Genomic DNA, 14,043 nt, shown 5'->3' with positions numbered 1-14,043 from the left:
CTGAACCAGGGGGACCCCCTTCATGCACGCTGATCTCTCCCGCTCCACCTTCCGCCCGGAGCGGCACTATTCCGCGGTCATCTCCCAGCAGGGCCGCGTCCAGCTCGACGCCGACGCCAACGAACAGGCCGCGATCGAGCTCCACCGGGTGCGTACGCTCGCCGCCGATCTGATCGGCCGGCACGGAGCGCCGCGCGACGCGGCGGGCTTCCGCATCCAGTACGTGGGTGGCAAGCACGACATCGACACCCTGAACATCTACGGCGGCCGCTACTACGTCGACGGCATCCTGTGCGACGCGGACCGGACCGCGCCCGGTGTGCCGGTCCCGGACGAGGGCGCCGCGGACGACGACGCAGAGGCCGCCACGCCGCCCGCGTTCTGGACGTACTGGGACCAGCCGGACGGCTTCCGCGACCCGGAGAAGCCGGGCGACCGGCTGCCATCGCCCGCCCAAGTGCCCTTCGTGGTCTATCTGAAGGTGTGGGAGCGTGTCGTCACCGCGGCGGAGGACCCGGCGCTGCGCGAGGTGGCGCTCGGCTCGGCGATGCCGGATACCGCGGCGCGCGCGAAGGTCGTCTGGCAGGTGCTTGCGCTGACGCTCGCCGCGCTCGGCATCGAGGAGAGCGACCCGTCGAAGGAGCAGGTGAGCGAGAAGTTCGCCCAGTGGGCGCTCGGCCAGAGCGCCCCCTGCGCGTACCTCGCGGCCCGCGCCGAGCGGCCCGACCACGCGGACGAGGACCCGTGCCTGGTCAAACCGGACGCCCGCTACCGCGGCCCGGAGAACCAGCTGTACCGGGTGGAGGTGCACAACGGGGGCCCGGCCGGGGACGCCACGTTCAAGTGGTCGCGCGAGAACGGCTCGGTCGTCTTCCCGGTGGACGAACTGGACGGAACATGGGTGCAGTTGGCGAGCTTCGGGCAGGACGACAAACTGGACCTGGACGTGGGCGACCAGGTGGAGTTCACCGACACCGCGTACGCCTCGCGTCTGGAGGCCCTCCCCCTGCTGCGGGTCGAGGAGCTGGACCTGCCGGGACGGCGGGTGCGGCTGTCCGCCGAGCCGGAGCCGGGCGTGGGACGGCTGCCCCATCTGCACCCGTTCCTGCGCCGCTGGGACCATCGTGGGGGCTCCAGGCGCCAGGGCCGCACGGTCGGCCTGCCGGGCGGAGCCGTCCGTGTCGAGGAGGGCGAGTGGCTGCCTCTCGAGGACGGCGTCGAGGTGTACTTCGCCAAGGACGGCACCTACCGCACCGGCGATCACTGGATCGTCCCGGCCCGCACCGCGACCGGCAGCGTCGAGTGGCCCACGAACGACGCGCGCAAGCCGCTGCTCCAGGCCCCCACGGGCATCGCACGGCACTTCGCGCCGCTGGCCCTGGTGAAGGGCGAGGACGCCCCCGTCGACCTGCGGCTCGTTTTCGCCCCGCTGGGGTACGGCATTCCGGCCGCGGACGAGGCGACGCTCGCCGCGGAAGCACTCGCGGCCGAAGAGGAGTACGCGGCGGAGGCGACGGAGGACGCCCCGGCGGAACCCCGGTCACAGACCACGTCCGAGGCGGAAACCGCAGTGGAAGGAGACAAGTGATGGCCAAGCCACTGAGCGCGTCCAAGCTGGTGGAGATCCTGCGCGCGGAGGGTCTGACAGTCCACGAAGTACGCAACTGGCGTACACACAACCGCAATTCGAAGGGCCCCTGGGGCCCGATGAACGGCGTGATGATCCACCACACCGTCACCTCGGGCACCGACGCGTCCGTGGACATCTGCTACAACGGCTACTCGGGCCTCCCCGGCCCCCTGTGCCACGGCGTGATCGACAAGAAGGGCCACGTCCACATGGTCGGCAACGGCCGCGCCAACCACGCGGGCCTCGGCGACGGCGACGTCCTGCGCTCCGTCGTCAACGAGACGAAACTGCCACCGGACAACGAGGCCGACACCGACGGCAACCGCCACTTCTACGGCTTCGAGTGCATCAACCTCGGCAACGGCAAGGATCCCTGGCCCGAGGCCCAGAAGGAGGCCATCGAGAAGGTCTCGGCCGCCATCTGCCGGGCCCACGGCTGGAGCGAGCGTTCCGTCATCGGCCACAAGGAGTGGCAGCCGGGCAAGCAGGACCCGCGCGGGTTCACGATGGACGGCATGCGTTCTCGCATCGCCGACCGCCTGCGGAGCCACAAGCCGGGCGGTGGCGGAAGCCCCAAACCGCCGACCAAGCCCCGGCCCGAGTACGAGCCGTTCCCCGGCTCGGCCTTCTTCCGGGCCGGCCGCCACGACAAGCGGATAACCGCCATGGGCAAGCGCCTGGTCGCGGAGGGCTGCGGCCGTTACGAGGAGGGCCCCGGCCCCGAGTGGACCGACGCGGACCGCAAGTCCTACGCGGCCTGGCAGCACAAGCTGGGCTACCGGGGCAAGGATGCGGACGGTGTTCCGGGCAAGGCCAGTTGGGACAGGCTGAAGGTGCCGGCGTCGCGGTAGGGCGCGCGGGGTCTGCCCGCCGAAGGGCGGGCGGACCGGCTACCTGACCGCGGCGGCTGTGGCGCCGCGCTGTTCGACGGCGCGGTCGACGTCCTCGTCCCGTAGGTCGGTGGCGGTGGCGAAGGCGGCGGCAGACCCCGTGCCTGCGGCGACGGCCCACTCGCGCAGGAGCAGGGCCCGGCGCACCGCCCCACACTCATCACCGACCACGGCGGCAGCTCTCAGCGGGCGGCCAGGTCTTGGGCTGTTCGGATGATGTGGGTGCGTGAGATGCCTGCGGTGTCGAGGAGTTCGAAGGGGGTTCCGGAGCCCGGCAGGTTGCGCACGGCGAGGTGGACGACTGCGGGGGCCAGTCGCTGTGCGGCGAGTGCGGCCAGCACGGCCTCGCCCATACCGCCTTCGGGGTGGTGGTCCTCGACGACGACCAGTGCGCCGGTTTCCAGGGCTGCGCGGGCGAGCGTGTCGAGGTCCAGGGGCTTGACGGAGTACAGGTCGACAACGCGGACGGGGACGTTCTCGGCGGCAAGCTGGTCGGCGGCGGCAAGGCATTCGTGGAGGGTGACGCCGGCGCCGATGAGAGTGACCTTGTCGCTGTCGCTCGCGCGCAGGGTCTTGGACCCGCCTACGGGGAAGGTTTCGTCGGGGGCGTAGAGGACGGGGTAGGCGCCCCGGGTGGTGCGAAGGTAGGAGATGCCGTCCAGGTAGGCCATGGCGGCGGTCAGAGCAGCAGCGGATGTGGCGTCGCTGGGGTAGAGCACGGTGGAGCCATGGACGGCGCGCATCATGGCGATGTCTTCCAGGCCCATCTGGGAGGGGCCGTCCGCGCCGATCTCGACACCGCAGTGGGTCCCGCACAGGCTCATGGAGATCTGGGACACGGCCGCCATACGGATGAAGTCATGGGCTCGGGTGAGGAAGGCGGCGAAGGTGGTGGCGTAGGGGCGGTAGCCGCGTGCGGCCATACCGACCGCGCCGGCGATCATCTGCTGTTCGGCGATGTACATCTGGAAGTACCGCTCGGGGTGTGCCTTGCCGAAATCCTCTGCGTGGGTGGAGTTGCCCACCTCGGCGTCCAGGGCCACGATGTCGGGCCGGGCGCCGATCGCGGCGAGCGCTTTGCCGAAGGCGACGCGGGTGGCGACGGTTTCGCCGACCTCGAAGCGCGGCAGCGTCACCTCCACGGGAGCGGCCGGGGCACTGGGGGTGACGGCGGGCGGCTGGGGGCCGCGGACGGTGAGGTGGCGGACGCCGCCCAGTTCGGTGATGGCGCGTGCGGCGAGATCGTCGGGCAGCGCCTTGCCGTGCCAGCCCTCGGCGTCCGCGACCTCGAAGACGCCCTGACCCTTGACGGTCTTGGCGACGATGACGGTGGGGGCCTGCCCGTCGTTCGCGGCGGCCAGGGCTTGTTCGACGGCCACGAGGTCATGGCCGTCGACGACCAGGGCGCGGCAGCCGAAGGCTTCGGCGCGGTGGGCGTAGGCACCGGTGTCCCAGCCCAGCTCCGTGGGGCCGCTCTGGCCGAGGCGGTTGACGTCGATGATCGCGACGAAGTTGGCCAGCCGGTGGCGGCCTGCCTTGTCCAGGGCCTCCCACACCGACCCTTCGGCCATTTCGCTGTCGCCGCACAGCACCCACACACGGTACGGCTGGTGTTCCAGGTCCCGTCCGGCAAGCGCGATGCCGACACCGTAGGCGATGCCCTGGCCCAGGGAGCCGGTGGCCGCATCCACCCAGGGCAGGACCGGAGTGGGGTGGCCCTGCAGTCGGGCGCCGTTGCGGCGGTAGGTGGTCATCAGTTCCTCTTCGTCGATCGCACCGGCGGCGAGGAACATCGCGTACAGCAGGGGGGAGGCGTGCCCCTTGGAGAAGATCAGGTGGTCGTTGGCCGGGTTCTTCGGGTTCTGCCAGTCGTAGCGCAGTTGGCGTGTCATGAGGACGGCCATCAGATCTGCGGCGGACAGGCTGGAGGTGGGGTGGCCGGAGCCGACGGCGGTGCTGGCACGAACGGAGTCCACACGCAGCTGCTGAGCCAGCTCGAAGACCTGGTCCAGGCCGCTGTCGGGCCCGAGGGAGACAGTGGGGGTGTTCTCGACCGACATCGCGGCTTCCTCTCGTTTCCTGCGTTCTGATCCGGTCGTCGACGGCTGTCGGCTCGCGGGCCGCGCGCAGAGGCTGCGTGGGGCGCCTGCGCTCTTGCCGACCGTATGTCCGTGGTGTGGTGGCCGCGATCTGAACGCGTACAGGTCAGAGGGTGCGGTCCAGGAGCGCCGTCAATGCTTTCCAGTGGCGTTCGTCCGCTGTGCTGTCGTAGCCGGCGGTGTCTGCCTGGGTGAAACCGTGGTGCGCCCCGGTGTAGACCTCGCTGCGGTGGCGCACGCCCGCTGCGGCGAGGGCCTCGTCGAGGCGGTTGATCTGCTCGGGGGGCAGCGAGGGGTCCTGGTCGGCGTGGCCGAAGTACAGCTCCGCGGTGATCCGGTCGGCGACAAGGTGCGGGCTGTCGGCAGCGTCGGTGGCCAGGCGCCCCCCATGGAAGCCGGCCACGGCCGCGACCCGCTCCGGGTAGGTACCGGCGGTACGCAGGGCAAGGCCGGCGCCCATGCAGTAGCCCGTGATACCGACCGGCCCGTCAGTGGCCAGAGGGCAGTCTGTCAGCCAGGCCAGGTAGGCGTCGGCGTCGCGCATCGCCGCATCGGGTGTCAGTGACTGCATGATCGGGCCGAGACGCTCGAAGATCTCCGGGCGTCGGGCCGGGTCGATGAAGTCGGGCAGCTCGACCACCGGCGCTCGCCCATGGCGGTAGAACACGTTGGGGGCCAGGACGGTGTAGCCGGCTTCGGCGAGACGATCGGCCATCTTCTTCAGGTGAGGACGGAGTCCGAAGGCGTCCATGTAGAGCAGGACCCCGGGGTGGGGAGTTCCGTCGTCGGGATGGGTCAGGTAGGCGTCGGCGGCGCCGTCCTGTGTGGGGATGTCCACAGATGTTCCGCGCACGGCGGTCATGGGCGGTTCTCCTCTCTCCTCCGGTGTCCCTCCGCGCTCGGGGCAAGAGGCAACGAAGGGCTGCGGTTGCAGTCAGTGATCGTAAGCGGTCAGTGACCGCTCGGCCAGTCGCCCGGTCGGGTGGACGGGGAAACCCGCAGAAGGCTTCGTCGCAGCCGCCGAGTGACCGACCGTGGCGACGTCTCGAAGCCGTTCTCGGCTCAGGACGGATGCAGCGTAGGGCGCCAGCGCTCGGGCACCGTGTCGCCGTACTCGATGCCGGTGGCGCCGATCAGGGCGGCCAGGTCGTCGAGTTGCCCGGTGACCGCCCGGCACAGCACCGCCGTCGGCTTGATGTCGGTCTCCAGGTACAGGCCCTCGATCCGCAGGACTCCTCGACCCCGGTCGAAACGAGGGGCGGCCCGGCCGACCAGTCGGTCGCCGTGCAGTATCGGCAACAGGTAGTAGCCGTACTGCCGTTTGGCCTTCGGTATGTACATCTCGTTGCGGAAGGCGAAGGTGCGCCCCTGCCAGTGGCCCGCGCGGATCGCCTCCAGTTCACCCAGTGCTTCGGCATGCACGTACCACGTCTCCGACGGGGGACCTCCACCGTCGACCCGCACCGGCACGACGCGGCCCTGTTCCGTCAAAGTGCGGAGCACACCTGCCAGACCGGTGTACTTCCCGCGAAGGAAATACTGTCTGATGTCCAGCGGACGGGCGACCCCGAGGGCGCGCAGGGTGTGCTCCGTGGCCTTGGACACCATCTCGGCCGGCGACACCGCCGGTCGGCGTCGGCCGGCAGGCAGGCAGGCGTCGGGAAGCCCCCACAACCGCTGCCCCGCAGCGCGGCCGGCCACCATGATCTTGCCCTGGAGCCAGAGGAACGTCAGCATCCGCTCGACATTGCGGCCGGCTGTCCATCCGGTCGAGGCCCAGTCGACCACCGCGCAGTCCTCGAACGCATCGGTGGGCAGCGGAGCGCCTTCGCCGAGTCGATGCAGCACGTGCTCGCGAAGCCGGTCGTCGGCGGCCATCCATGTCGCGGTGTATGACAGGTTCGGCGGAGGATACGCGTCCATCGAAACCCGGTGTATCGGGTAGTCCTCGGTGAGTACCACGGCCGCGGCGTGCGCCCAGTACTCGAACAGCCATCGGTCCTGCCACCACAGGCCGGAGAAGAGAGAGCCGGCCCGTGGTCCGAGGCGGCTCCACAGGACCAGCTCCTGGCTCGGCGCCACGACGTCGATGGGGTCCAGTTACACATAGCGCAGTGCCCGGAGAACGGTGCGCAGGCTCGTCGCGTCCGCCGGCGGTCGGGGGCCGGCCAGGTGCTGCCGCGAGAGGGCCAGACGGCGTGCATCCGCCTGGCTGATCGTCAGGTACCGCTGGGGCGTGGGCATCGTGGGGCTCCTTGCTCCGTCACCTGAGCCCGTGGGCGAGCCGCCGGACGGCCCACCGTACGGTGCCCGGCCAGTCGGTGTACCCATGGGGCGACGGCGGTCCCGATCACCTCGGCACCGAGATATGCGCACTACAGGTGGTGTCCCCGGGGTGCCGGACTTCCGACTCGGTATCGTCGTCCGACATCCTCGGTGAACCGACAGAACTGGCACAGACGGCAGGTGCAGTTTCCGGTAGGGAGCCATGACGGTGAAGGATTCGAAAGGCCGATGACGGACAACTCCGACATGATCGACTTCGTTCGGGCGCGTCTTGCTGAGGAAGAACAGATTGCGCAAGCGGCAGGCGGCGACAGCTGGCGGTGCCCGGCCGACGTGCCCGGCGAAGTGCACGACCGGTCCGGCGCCATCGCGTTCAGCGTGCGGCATCTCGGCTTCGACCAGCACATCGCTTTCCAGGACCCTGCGTATACACGCCGCCGCATCGAGACGAACAGAGTTCTTCTCAATGAGTACGCGGAGGTCGCCGACAAGGACACCGACCGCCCCGACCACGACTTCCCGTCCGGCCGCGCCGTCGGGCTCGGTTTCGCCGTCCGGCAGATGGCCGCAGAGCATGCCAGCCATCCCGACTACCGGGCCAGGTGGCTGCCGCGTTTCATCCAGTAGCGCCAGGCCACTGCACGCCGGCCCGGTGCCTTCACCGCCGACGACCGGGACGGCGTCGGTGCACTGCTCGACTTCTGGAATTTCGCCTGGCCCGGGCGATTCGCCACCGGAGGCTTCCTCAACGACACAGCACTGCCCCGCTCGTTGAAGTCGGCTCTGCAGACGGTCGTGTCGTCGGGCGGGCGGCCTGCTGTGCGCGCCTCCCGGGGCAGACTGCTCCGGGAGGCCGAGCACAGGCTCGCCGCGGAACAAGCCGGTGCGAGGGCGTCGCCGATGTGCTCGCCGCGCCCGATGTGGAGCTCCGCACGCAGAGGCCGGCGGCCGGGGCACCGGCACGGTTGCCGTGTCCCGCAGCCAGGACGCCGCGGACTTCATCACTTTGCGACCCTTTAGTGAGAACTTATTCATAAATGAGGGCATATATCACCATGTCGTTGACCCGGGGGCTCACCGAAGGGAGCGGTTGCATGGAGCGGACCACGTGCTGTGTGGTGGGCGGCGGCCCCGCCGGAATGGTGCTCGGGCTGTTGCTGGCCCGGGCGGGGGTGGCGGTCACGGTCCTGGAGAAGCACGGCGACTTCCTGCGCGACTTCCGCGGTGACACTGTGCATCCGTCCACCCTGGCGCTGCTGGAGGACCTCGGGCTGGCAGGGCAGTTCGGCCGATTGCCGCAGCGGCGGGTGACGACGGTACAACTGCCGCTCGGCCCGGACCGTGCGCTGGTCACCGTCGGAAACATCGGCGCGCTACGGGGCAAGTACAACTACATCGCGATGGTGCCCCAGTGGGATCTGCTCAACCTCCTCGTGGACGAGGCCGGGCGGGAGCCGTCCTTCTCCGTGCGAATGAACACCGAGGTGACCTCCTTCCTGATGGAGCGCATGGAGGTCCCCCCTGGTCGAGCGGAGCCGAGAGCTCGGGGGAGGGTCACGGGGGTCCGGTACCGCACGTCGGACGGCCGTACCGGTGAGCTGCGGGCCACCCTCACCGTGGCCTGCGACGGCCGGAGCTCGCTGGCCAGGTCGTTGCCCGAACTGGGACTGCGGAAGTTCGCCTGCCCGATGGACGCCTGGTGGTTCCGGCTGCCGCGGCGGGAGGGCGACCCGCACGGGCTCGTGGGAGGCGTCGGCGACCGGTTCCTCACCGCCATGATCGACCGCGGGGACTACTGGCAGTGCGCCGCACTGATCCCCAAGGGGACCAACACCCAGCGCCGCGCCGCCGGCCTCGACCGGTTCATGGGCGAATTCACGGCCGCCGTCCCCTGGCTCGCAGACCGGGTGCACGCGCTCGGGTCGTGGGACGACGTGAAGCTGCTCGATGTACGGCTCGACCGCCTACGGCGCTGGCACCGCCCTGGACTGCTGTGCATCGGCGACGCGGCACACGCGATGTCACCGGTCTTCGGCATCGGCATCAACCTCGCCGTCGAGGACGCGGTGGCCGCCGCCCGGTATCTCGTCGAACCGCTGCGCGGGGGCGCGGTCGGCCTGCGGACCGTACGCCGCGTCCAGCGCCGCCGCTGGCCGACTACCGCCGCGACGCAGGCCCTTCAGCGCTTCGCCCACACGAACGTCATCGAACCGGTCCTGTCGGGCCGCCCGGCGTTCGGCGACCCGAAGCGCGCCCAGCGGCTGAGCGAGCTCATTACGACCTCACGGTGGCTGAACCGCCTGCCGGCGTACTTCCTCGCCTACGGCGCCCTGCGCGAGCGCCCGCCGGCCGCATCGGTACGCTGAGCCCGCCTGCCGTCCTCCGCCTGGAAGCCGGTCGCTGCGCCCCCGGCCCCAGCACACGGCACACCATGTCTGCGAAGGGACCACGCAGATCCTGCGCGAGCGCTTCGACCGTATGGAACGCCTGTTCACCGGTCCCGGGAGGAATCCGCAGGAATGGCCGGGCTCTCGCGACGGCCTCATCCCGCCTTGCCGCTCGCGCCTCCTCTCCGGACCCCGCTGCATCAGCCGGCCACCGGAAGATGTGCATCGTCCCGCAGCAGAAGTGGAATACGGTCAGCGGAGCATCCAGGGTGCGCCAGGTGCCGCCCTCGTACGTCGTACCCGTCCGGGCACACCTTCAGTGGGCACCCGTCGGCAGATAGGTCTCGCGGCCGACAGCACCAAATTCCGTGACGGGGGCAACCAGCAGATCCATGTGAATCAGCCCATCGAGCAGTGCGGTATCCAGTACACCGTGCTCGGCGCGGCCGGTGAGCAGCAGGACGTTGCACTGGTGGCGGCGCGCGGCGACGCCGGCGGAGAGCATGAACCCGCCGCCCAGCACCCTCTTCGGACCGGCATCCGCGCGACGGCGTCAGCCCGAATACCGGAAGGCGTCGTCCGCACAGGCGACCGCAGGACCCGCGATGACCGGCTACTACGGACCGTCATCGATCTCGAGGCCTGTCGCCCGCGGACGCCGCGCCCCACCGCGGGGCCGCAGGGCCACCTGCAATGGCCCGTTACTGGTTGACCCGCCGAAGGACCGGCATGGGCAGCGGTGTTGCTGCCTGTGCCGGTCCTGGCTCGCGAGGTGGGTGCTGAGTCTGTGGCTCAGTAGGCGGAGTTGACGTTGTCGATCGAGCCGTAGCGGTGGGCGGCGTAGTTGGCGGCCGCGGTGATGTTGGAGACGGGGTTGGTGAGGTCGTGCACGGTGCCGGCGACGTGGTAGGCGTTGAAGGTCGGCTGGATGACCTGGAGCAGGCCCTTGGAGGGTATGCCGTTGCGCGCGTTGACGTCCCAGTTGTTCTGGGCGTTGGGGTTGCCGCTCGACTCGCGCATGATGTTGCGGTGCAGGCCCTCGTAGGTGCCGGGGATGCCCTTGGCCTTCATGATGGCCAGCGACTCCTTGATCCAGCCGTCGAGGTTGTTGGCGTAGCCCCTGCTGCCCGGTGCGCCCTGGGCGCCGTCCGCGGAAGCCTTGACCACGGACGCGCTCGCCGGTGCCGCCTCGGCTGCCTGCGCGGATGTCGACGTCAGCGTGAGGGCGGCGGCTGCGGCACCGAGGGTGGCGACGCCGGCGACGGACAGGTTGCGGAGACGGGCGATGCGGCTGGTGCGGGTCTGCGTGTTCGTGGTCATACGGAAGGAACTCTCCAATGGGGATGTCATGGTGTTGCCGACCGGTTGCGGTGGCTTGCGGGGCGGCGCCCCGCGCTGCGGGCCGGAGCGAACGGATCCGAAGGAATCCACCCGGCCCTGTCGCGGCTTCCCGCAACGACAGCCATGGTTAGCGACATGCGGGGCGAGGCGCAATGATGTGACGTACTACCCAACATCGGACAAATGTCCGAAATGACATGTTCTGTGGCGCTTCCTTGCCGTTCGGGCGACCCTCTGCCCTACTACCCGTCTTAGGATGTGACACAGCTCCTATGGGTGGCATCACATCCACGACACCAAATCGGCGGCCTCGACGGGGCATCGGCGACGCGCGAGCCGAGGCAGGCGAAGCGGGACGGCTCACGGCCCACAGCCCGGACGCGAACGTCTCCCGGCTCCCGCCACCGCGGTAGCCCGCTGGGCCCTGCGCCGGCCGGACGTGGTGAGGCGAGGCGTCCGGTCGGCGCAGGGAGACGGAGCGGCACGACCGGCCCGGGCCCGCAGGCCGACCGAGCAGGAGAGGCAGAGGCCAAGGCGTCGTTCGACGACGGGCACAGCAATTCCTTCCTTACGGGGTGACATGGGGGCGATGGCGGACTGGCCCGACCCTGGCCACGCGTACCGCATCGCCACCAGCGTCGGCATGCCCCTGCCTCTGCATAAGAGCGCCGCCGGCAAAACACTGCCGGCCCACCTCCCCCGGCCGAGGCGGCCGCCCTCCTGGACCGCGCCGGCCTCCCCGAACGCACCCGGCACACCATCACCGACCGCGGGAGGCTGGACGACGAACTGGCACGCGTACGCGAGCGGGGATATGCCTCCGAGTACGAGGAGGCCGACGAATCGGTCTGCTCCCTCGCGGCCCCCGTGCTGGACCGGGACGGCTATCCCAGAGCCGCAGTCTCCGTGTCCTCACTGACCTTCCTGGTGACCGAGCCCCAATTGCGCGCCGTCGCCCCAGCCGTCTGCGACACCGCCACCGAAGTCGCCCGCGGACTGTGACCCGCCCGAGGGGGACGAGGGGAGCCGATCAGCGTCGGCGCGGTTGGTGCGTGACCGAAGCGGCTACGGCCCCATCGAACAAGGCCCGCAGGGACGGTTGTTCCAGTCTGGCTCGGATGGCCTCGGCTCGGGACCGGTCGTTCGCGGGGAACGCCACGGAAACGAGTTGCGGCCGCAGCCTGCCGTCGCCGCCCGCATATCTCCGTCGCCTGGAAGCCGTGCCGACACCGACACGTGTCGCACTCCTGGACAGCACCTCGGATACTCAACGCATGCGCGTCGAATTCGATCCGGAAGCCATGAGTACTGCCAGCTTCTACAGGTTCATGACTTCTGTCGTCGTTCCACGCCCCATTGCATGGGTATCCACCATCACACCCGACGGTGCCACCGAGAACCTGGCGCCACATTCCTTCTTCAGCATCGCCAGCACCGACCCGCCGATCGTCCAGTTCACCTCCATCGGCCGCAAGGACTCGCTGCGCAATGTGGAAGACACAGGGGATTCGTGGGCCGGCGAGCCGGCCGAGCACTGTGGCGATTGCGGGCAATACCCGCAGGTGACTGTGTGAACCCGCGCCGGTCTGCTGCCAGCTGGGCGTGCTCGGCATCGAGGATTCGCCTTTGACGCTGTTCCCAGCGCCTTTGCGTTTCCGCCGGCGTCTGGCTCATCGGCACAGCCGGCGAGGGGAACACCACGTTGCCGTGAATGACACCGGACTGCACCACGTGGCCTGCGCCATGGCCACTCAACTCATTGCGACCATAGGACCGTTCGGTCATGCATCGCAGCCTGCGCCCGATGCTCAAGTGACTCCGTTGGAGGGCCCATTCCTTTGCCGGAGCACGGCACCCCTTGACCCCCTACGCAGCGAGTCCTGCACTACTGAGCTGAACGCCGGCGGCCGGTGTGGGTCTGCTCGGTCCGCTCAGATCCCCGGCGACCCGACCTTGCCGACTCGTAGTGGGCCAACGTTGCCCATTGGCCGGCAGCGCCGACCTTGATCGTGGCGTCGCGATTCCGGCGCCGTATGGCACGCAGTTCCATCTGAGCGCCCCAGGCCTCGACAGTGGAGCGGTGACGAGCAGCTTCTTCTCGTCCCGTATCCGTGGCCGGTTTTCAGCCAGTCGACAACGTTACGGCCGAGGCGGTCCACCGGGTGGCGACGAGACCGTCCCGGCCCGCGGCTCGGCGGTACTGGACGGCCGGGTCGCCGCGTTCCGCACCGCTTTGCGCTCGTCGAGCTCCATCGCCCCCGGGGCGCGCATCATCAAAGGAGGGGAGACCATCGACTAGGAGTGGCGATGAGGTTGTCGTTCCTTGAACCCCTCTACGCGGAGCCGGGCCCGTTCGCCTCCGTGTACCTGGACACCTCCCGAGACGTCGAGCATCCCGAGCGGGCGATCGCGCTGCGCTGGCGGCGGCTGCGCGAGAGTCTGTCCCGTCAGGGCTCGGACCGCGCGCTGCTGAACGTACTGGAGGAGGCGGTCGGCGCCGACACAGAGGTGCCGGGGGTGCACGGTCAGGCCATCTTCGCCGCCCACGGCACGCTCGTCCTGGACGGGGAGCTGCCCAGGCCGCCCGAGCACGACTCCGCGCGCTACAGCACCCTGCCGGACGCGATGCCCCTGGTCACCCAGCACGTTCCGGAGATCCCCTACATGGCCGTAGTCGTCCACTACGGCGGACTTCCGACCGCCGAGACCCACGGCTGGGTAACGCTGGAGGCGGAGACCGGCACCTGGCCCGCGTCCACCGTCACCCCGGGTGAGCGGCTGCACCGCAGGGTCGCGGTGTCGACCTGGCACCGCACCTCCCTCCGGCTCGGCCACCGGCTGGACGAACGGGCGCGGCGCGCCCATGCCGACGCCGTCGTCGTGGGCGGGGACGAGTGGGCGTGCAACGTACTGATCCGCCGCCTGCCGCACTCCCTGCGGGACAAGGTCGTACGCGTGGGCGGCCGGACCCCCACCGACACCGGACGCGCCCTGTTGGAGCCGCAGCTCGACAGCGTCTTCCGCGGTCGCATGGCCGCGCACGACCGGGAACTCGTGGACATCTTCATCGGTCGGCGTGCCCTGGACGGACCCATGGCGGAGGGGCTGGCCGCCACCGTCGCCGCCCTCCAGCGCGGCCAGGTCGCGGCACTGCTGCTGAACCGGCCGCCAGGGTCTTCGCTGCGGCTCTGGGCGGGCTCCCGGCCCACTCAGCTCGCCTTGACCGAGGCGGAGCTGATGTCCTTCGGCGTGCGGGCCCCGCGCGAGGAACGCGCCGATGAGGCCCTCGTCCGGGCCCTCGTCGGCACCGGTGCCGAGCTGGTCGTCGTACCGGAGAGCGAGCTGAGGCTGTACGAGGGCGTGGGCGCCCTGCTGCGGTACACCGACCCGGGGACCCCGTCCTGACGCCG

At 70.0% G+C, this 14,043-nt stretch carries 13 protein-coding genes and 2 pseudogenes; 8 read left to right on the top strand and 7 right to left on the bottom strand.

Annotated elements, in window-relative coordinates; genetic code table 11:
- Positions 1–22: 22 nt before the first annotated feature.
- Both OG953_RS37240 and OG953_RS37235 read left to right on the top strand, forming a co-directional pair.
- Positions 23–1,588 (top strand): DUF6519 domain-containing protein, encoded by a 1,566-nt coding sequence (locus OG953_RS37240; protein WP_405689876.1) that lies wholly within the window; start codon positions 23–25, stop codon positions 1,586–1,588.
- On the top strand, positions 1,588–2,481 hold the full coding sequence (locus OG953_RS37235) for a peptidoglycan-binding protein (protein ID WP_405689874.1): 894 nt from the start codon (positions 1,588–1,590) through the stop codon (positions 2,479–2,481). The genes OG953_RS37240 and OG953_RS37235 overlap by 1 nt, the downstream gene beginning before the upstream one ends.
- 39 nt (positions 2,482–2,520) lie before the next feature.
- Here the strand turns inward: OG953_RS37235 and OG953_RS37230 are convergent, their stop codons facing one another.
- The 5 genes from OG953_RS37230 to OG953_RS37210 all read right to left on the bottom strand — a co-directional run bounded on the left by OG953_RS37230 (position 2,521) and on the right by OG953_RS37210 (position 6,863).
- A complete protein-coding gene (locus tag OG953_RS37230) occupies positions 2,521–2,667 on the bottom strand; it encodes a hypothetical protein (RefSeq protein ID WP_405689872.1) in 147 nt (48 codons plus the stop codon).
- A gap of 35 nt (positions 2,668–2,702) precedes the next feature.
- On the bottom strand, positions 2,703–4,580 hold the full coding sequence (locus OG953_RS37225; protein WP_405689870.1) for a transketolase: 1,878 nt from the start codon (positions 4,578–4,580) through the stop codon (positions 2,703–2,705).
- Positions 4,581–4,725: 145 nt separating this feature from the next.
- The gene (locus OG953_RS37220) at positions 4,726–5,481 is read right to left on the bottom strand and encodes a dienelactone hydrolase family protein (protein WP_405689868.1); all 756 of its coding nucleotides are present in this window, start codon (positions 5,479–5,481) and stop codon (positions 4,726–4,728) included.
- 200 nt (positions 5,482–5,681) lie between these two features.
- Entirely contained in the window at positions 5,682–6,701 is a 1,020-nt protein-coding gene (locus OG953_RS37215; protein WP_405689866.1) for a DNA glycosylase AlkZ-like family protein, read from the bottom strand.
- Between the two features lie 18 nt (positions 6,702–6,719).
- Positions 6,720–6,863, bottom strand: coding sequence for a hypothetical protein (locus OG953_RS37210; RefSeq protein WP_405689864.1), 144 nt, complete (start codon positions 6,861–6,863; stop codon positions 6,720–6,722).
- Positions 6,864–7,133: 270 nt separating this feature from the next.
- Between OG953_RS37210 and OG953_RS37205 the strand changes: the two genes are divergently transcribed.
- Entirely contained in the window at positions 7,134–7,532 is a 399-nt protein-coding gene (locus tag OG953_RS37205) for a DUF6221 family protein (RefSeq protein ID WP_405689862.1), read from the top strand.
- A 467-nt stretch (positions 7,533–7,999) separates the two neighbouring features.
- Positions 8,000–9,271, top strand: coding sequence for an FAD-dependent oxidoreductase (locus OG953_RS37200; RefSeq protein WP_405689860.1), 1,272 nt, complete (start codon positions 8,000–8,002; stop codon positions 9,269–9,271).
- Between the two features lie 337 nt (positions 9,272–9,608).
- Here OG953_RS37200 and OG953_RS37195 read toward each other — a convergent pair whose 3' ends face one another.
- The gene (locus OG953_RS37195) at positions 9,609–9,797 is read right to left on the bottom strand and encodes a hypothetical protein (RefSeq protein ID WP_405689858.1); all 189 of its coding nucleotides are present in this window, start codon (positions 9,795–9,797) and stop codon (positions 9,609–9,611) included.
- Positions 9,798–10,084: 287 nt separating this feature from the next.
- The gene (locus OG953_RS37190; protein WP_405682895.1) at positions 10,085–10,642 is read right to left on the bottom strand and encodes a transglycosylase SLT domain-containing protein; all 558 of its coding nucleotides are present in this window, start codon (positions 10,640–10,642) and stop codon (positions 10,085–10,087) included.
- 702 nt (positions 10,643–11,344) lie between these two features.
- On the opposite strand from OG953_RS37190, the pseudogene OG953_RS37185 reads away from it, so the two are divergent.
- The 4 genes and pseudogenes from OG953_RS37185 to OG953_RS37170 all read left to right on the top strand — a co-directional run.
- Positions 11,345–11,635, top strand: a pseudogene (locus OG953_RS37185) (IclR family transcriptional regulator C-terminal domain-containing protein); the annotation flags it as partial.
- 272 nt (positions 11,636–11,907) lie between these two features.
- Positions 11,908–12,141 (top strand): annotated as a pseudogene (locus OG953_RS37180) (flavin reductase family protein); the annotation flags it as partial.
- Between the two features lie 572 nt (positions 12,142–12,713).
- Positions 12,714–12,932 (top strand): hypothetical protein, encoded by a 219-nt coding sequence (locus OG953_RS37175; RefSeq protein WP_405689857.1) that lies wholly within the window; start codon positions 12,714–12,716, stop codon positions 12,930–12,932.
- Positions 12,933–12,940: 8 nt separating this feature from the next.
- Positions 12,941–14,038: a hypothetical protein gene (locus tag OG953_RS37170; RefSeq protein WP_405689855.1), complete on the top strand. Its 1,098-nt coding sequence runs from the start codon at positions 12,941–12,943 to the stop codon at positions 14,036–14,038.
- The last annotated feature ends 5 nt before the right edge of the window (positions 14,039–14,043 follow it).

Origin of the sequence: Streptomyces sp. NBC_00057, assembly GCF_045041165.1 — a bacterium.
GTDB lineage: Bacteria > Actinomycetota > Actinomycetes > Streptomycetales > Streptomycetaceae > Streptomyces.
Note: the sequence above shows the minus strand (reverse complement) of the source record. Positions and strands in the feature narration are given on the sequence as shown.

What these genes read in the sequence shown, in the direction of transcription:
- OG953_RS37225 (WP_405689870.1), bottom strand. Translation starts at nt 4,580, where the DNA reads ATGTCGGTCGAGAACACCCCCACTGTCTCCCTCGGGCCCGACAGCGGC.
- OG953_RS37220 (WP_405689868.1), bottom strand. Translation starts at nt 5,481, where the DNA reads ATGACCGCCGTGCGCGGAACATCTGTGGACATCCCCACACAGGACGGC.
- OG953_RS37200 (WP_405689860.1), top strand. Translation starts at nt 8,000, where the DNA reads ATGGAGCGGACCACGTGCTGTGTGGTGGGCGGCGGCCCCGCCGGAATG.
- OG953_RS37170 (WP_405689855.1), top strand. Translation starts at nt 12,941, where the DNA reads ATGAGGTTGTCGTTCCTTGAACCCCTCTACGCGGAGCCGGGCCCGTTC.
- OG953_RS37235 (WP_405689874.1), top strand. Translation starts at nt 1,588, where the DNA reads ATGGCCAAGCCACTGAGCGCGTCCAAGCTGGTGGAGATCCTGCGCGCG.
- OG953_RS37190 (WP_405682895.1), bottom strand. Translation starts at nt 10,642, where the DNA reads ATGACATCCCCATTGGAGAGTTCCTTCCGTATGACCACGAACACGCAG.
- OG953_RS37240 (WP_405689876.1), top strand. Translation starts at nt 23, where the DNA reads ATGCACGCTGATCTCTCCCGCTCCACCTTCCGCCCGGAGCGGCACTAT.
- OG953_RS37210 (WP_405689864.1), bottom strand. Translation starts at nt 6,863, where the DNA reads ATGCCCACGCCCCAGCGGTACCTGACGATCAGCCAGGCGGATGCACGC.
- OG953_RS37205 (WP_405689862.1), top strand. Translation starts at nt 7,134, where the DNA reads ATGACGGACAACTCCGACATGATCGACTTCGTTCGGGCGCGTCTTGCT.
- OG953_RS37195 (WP_405689858.1), bottom strand. Translation starts at nt 9,797, where the DNA reads ATGCTCTCCGCCGGCGTCGCCGCGCGCCGCCACCAGTGCAACGTCCTG.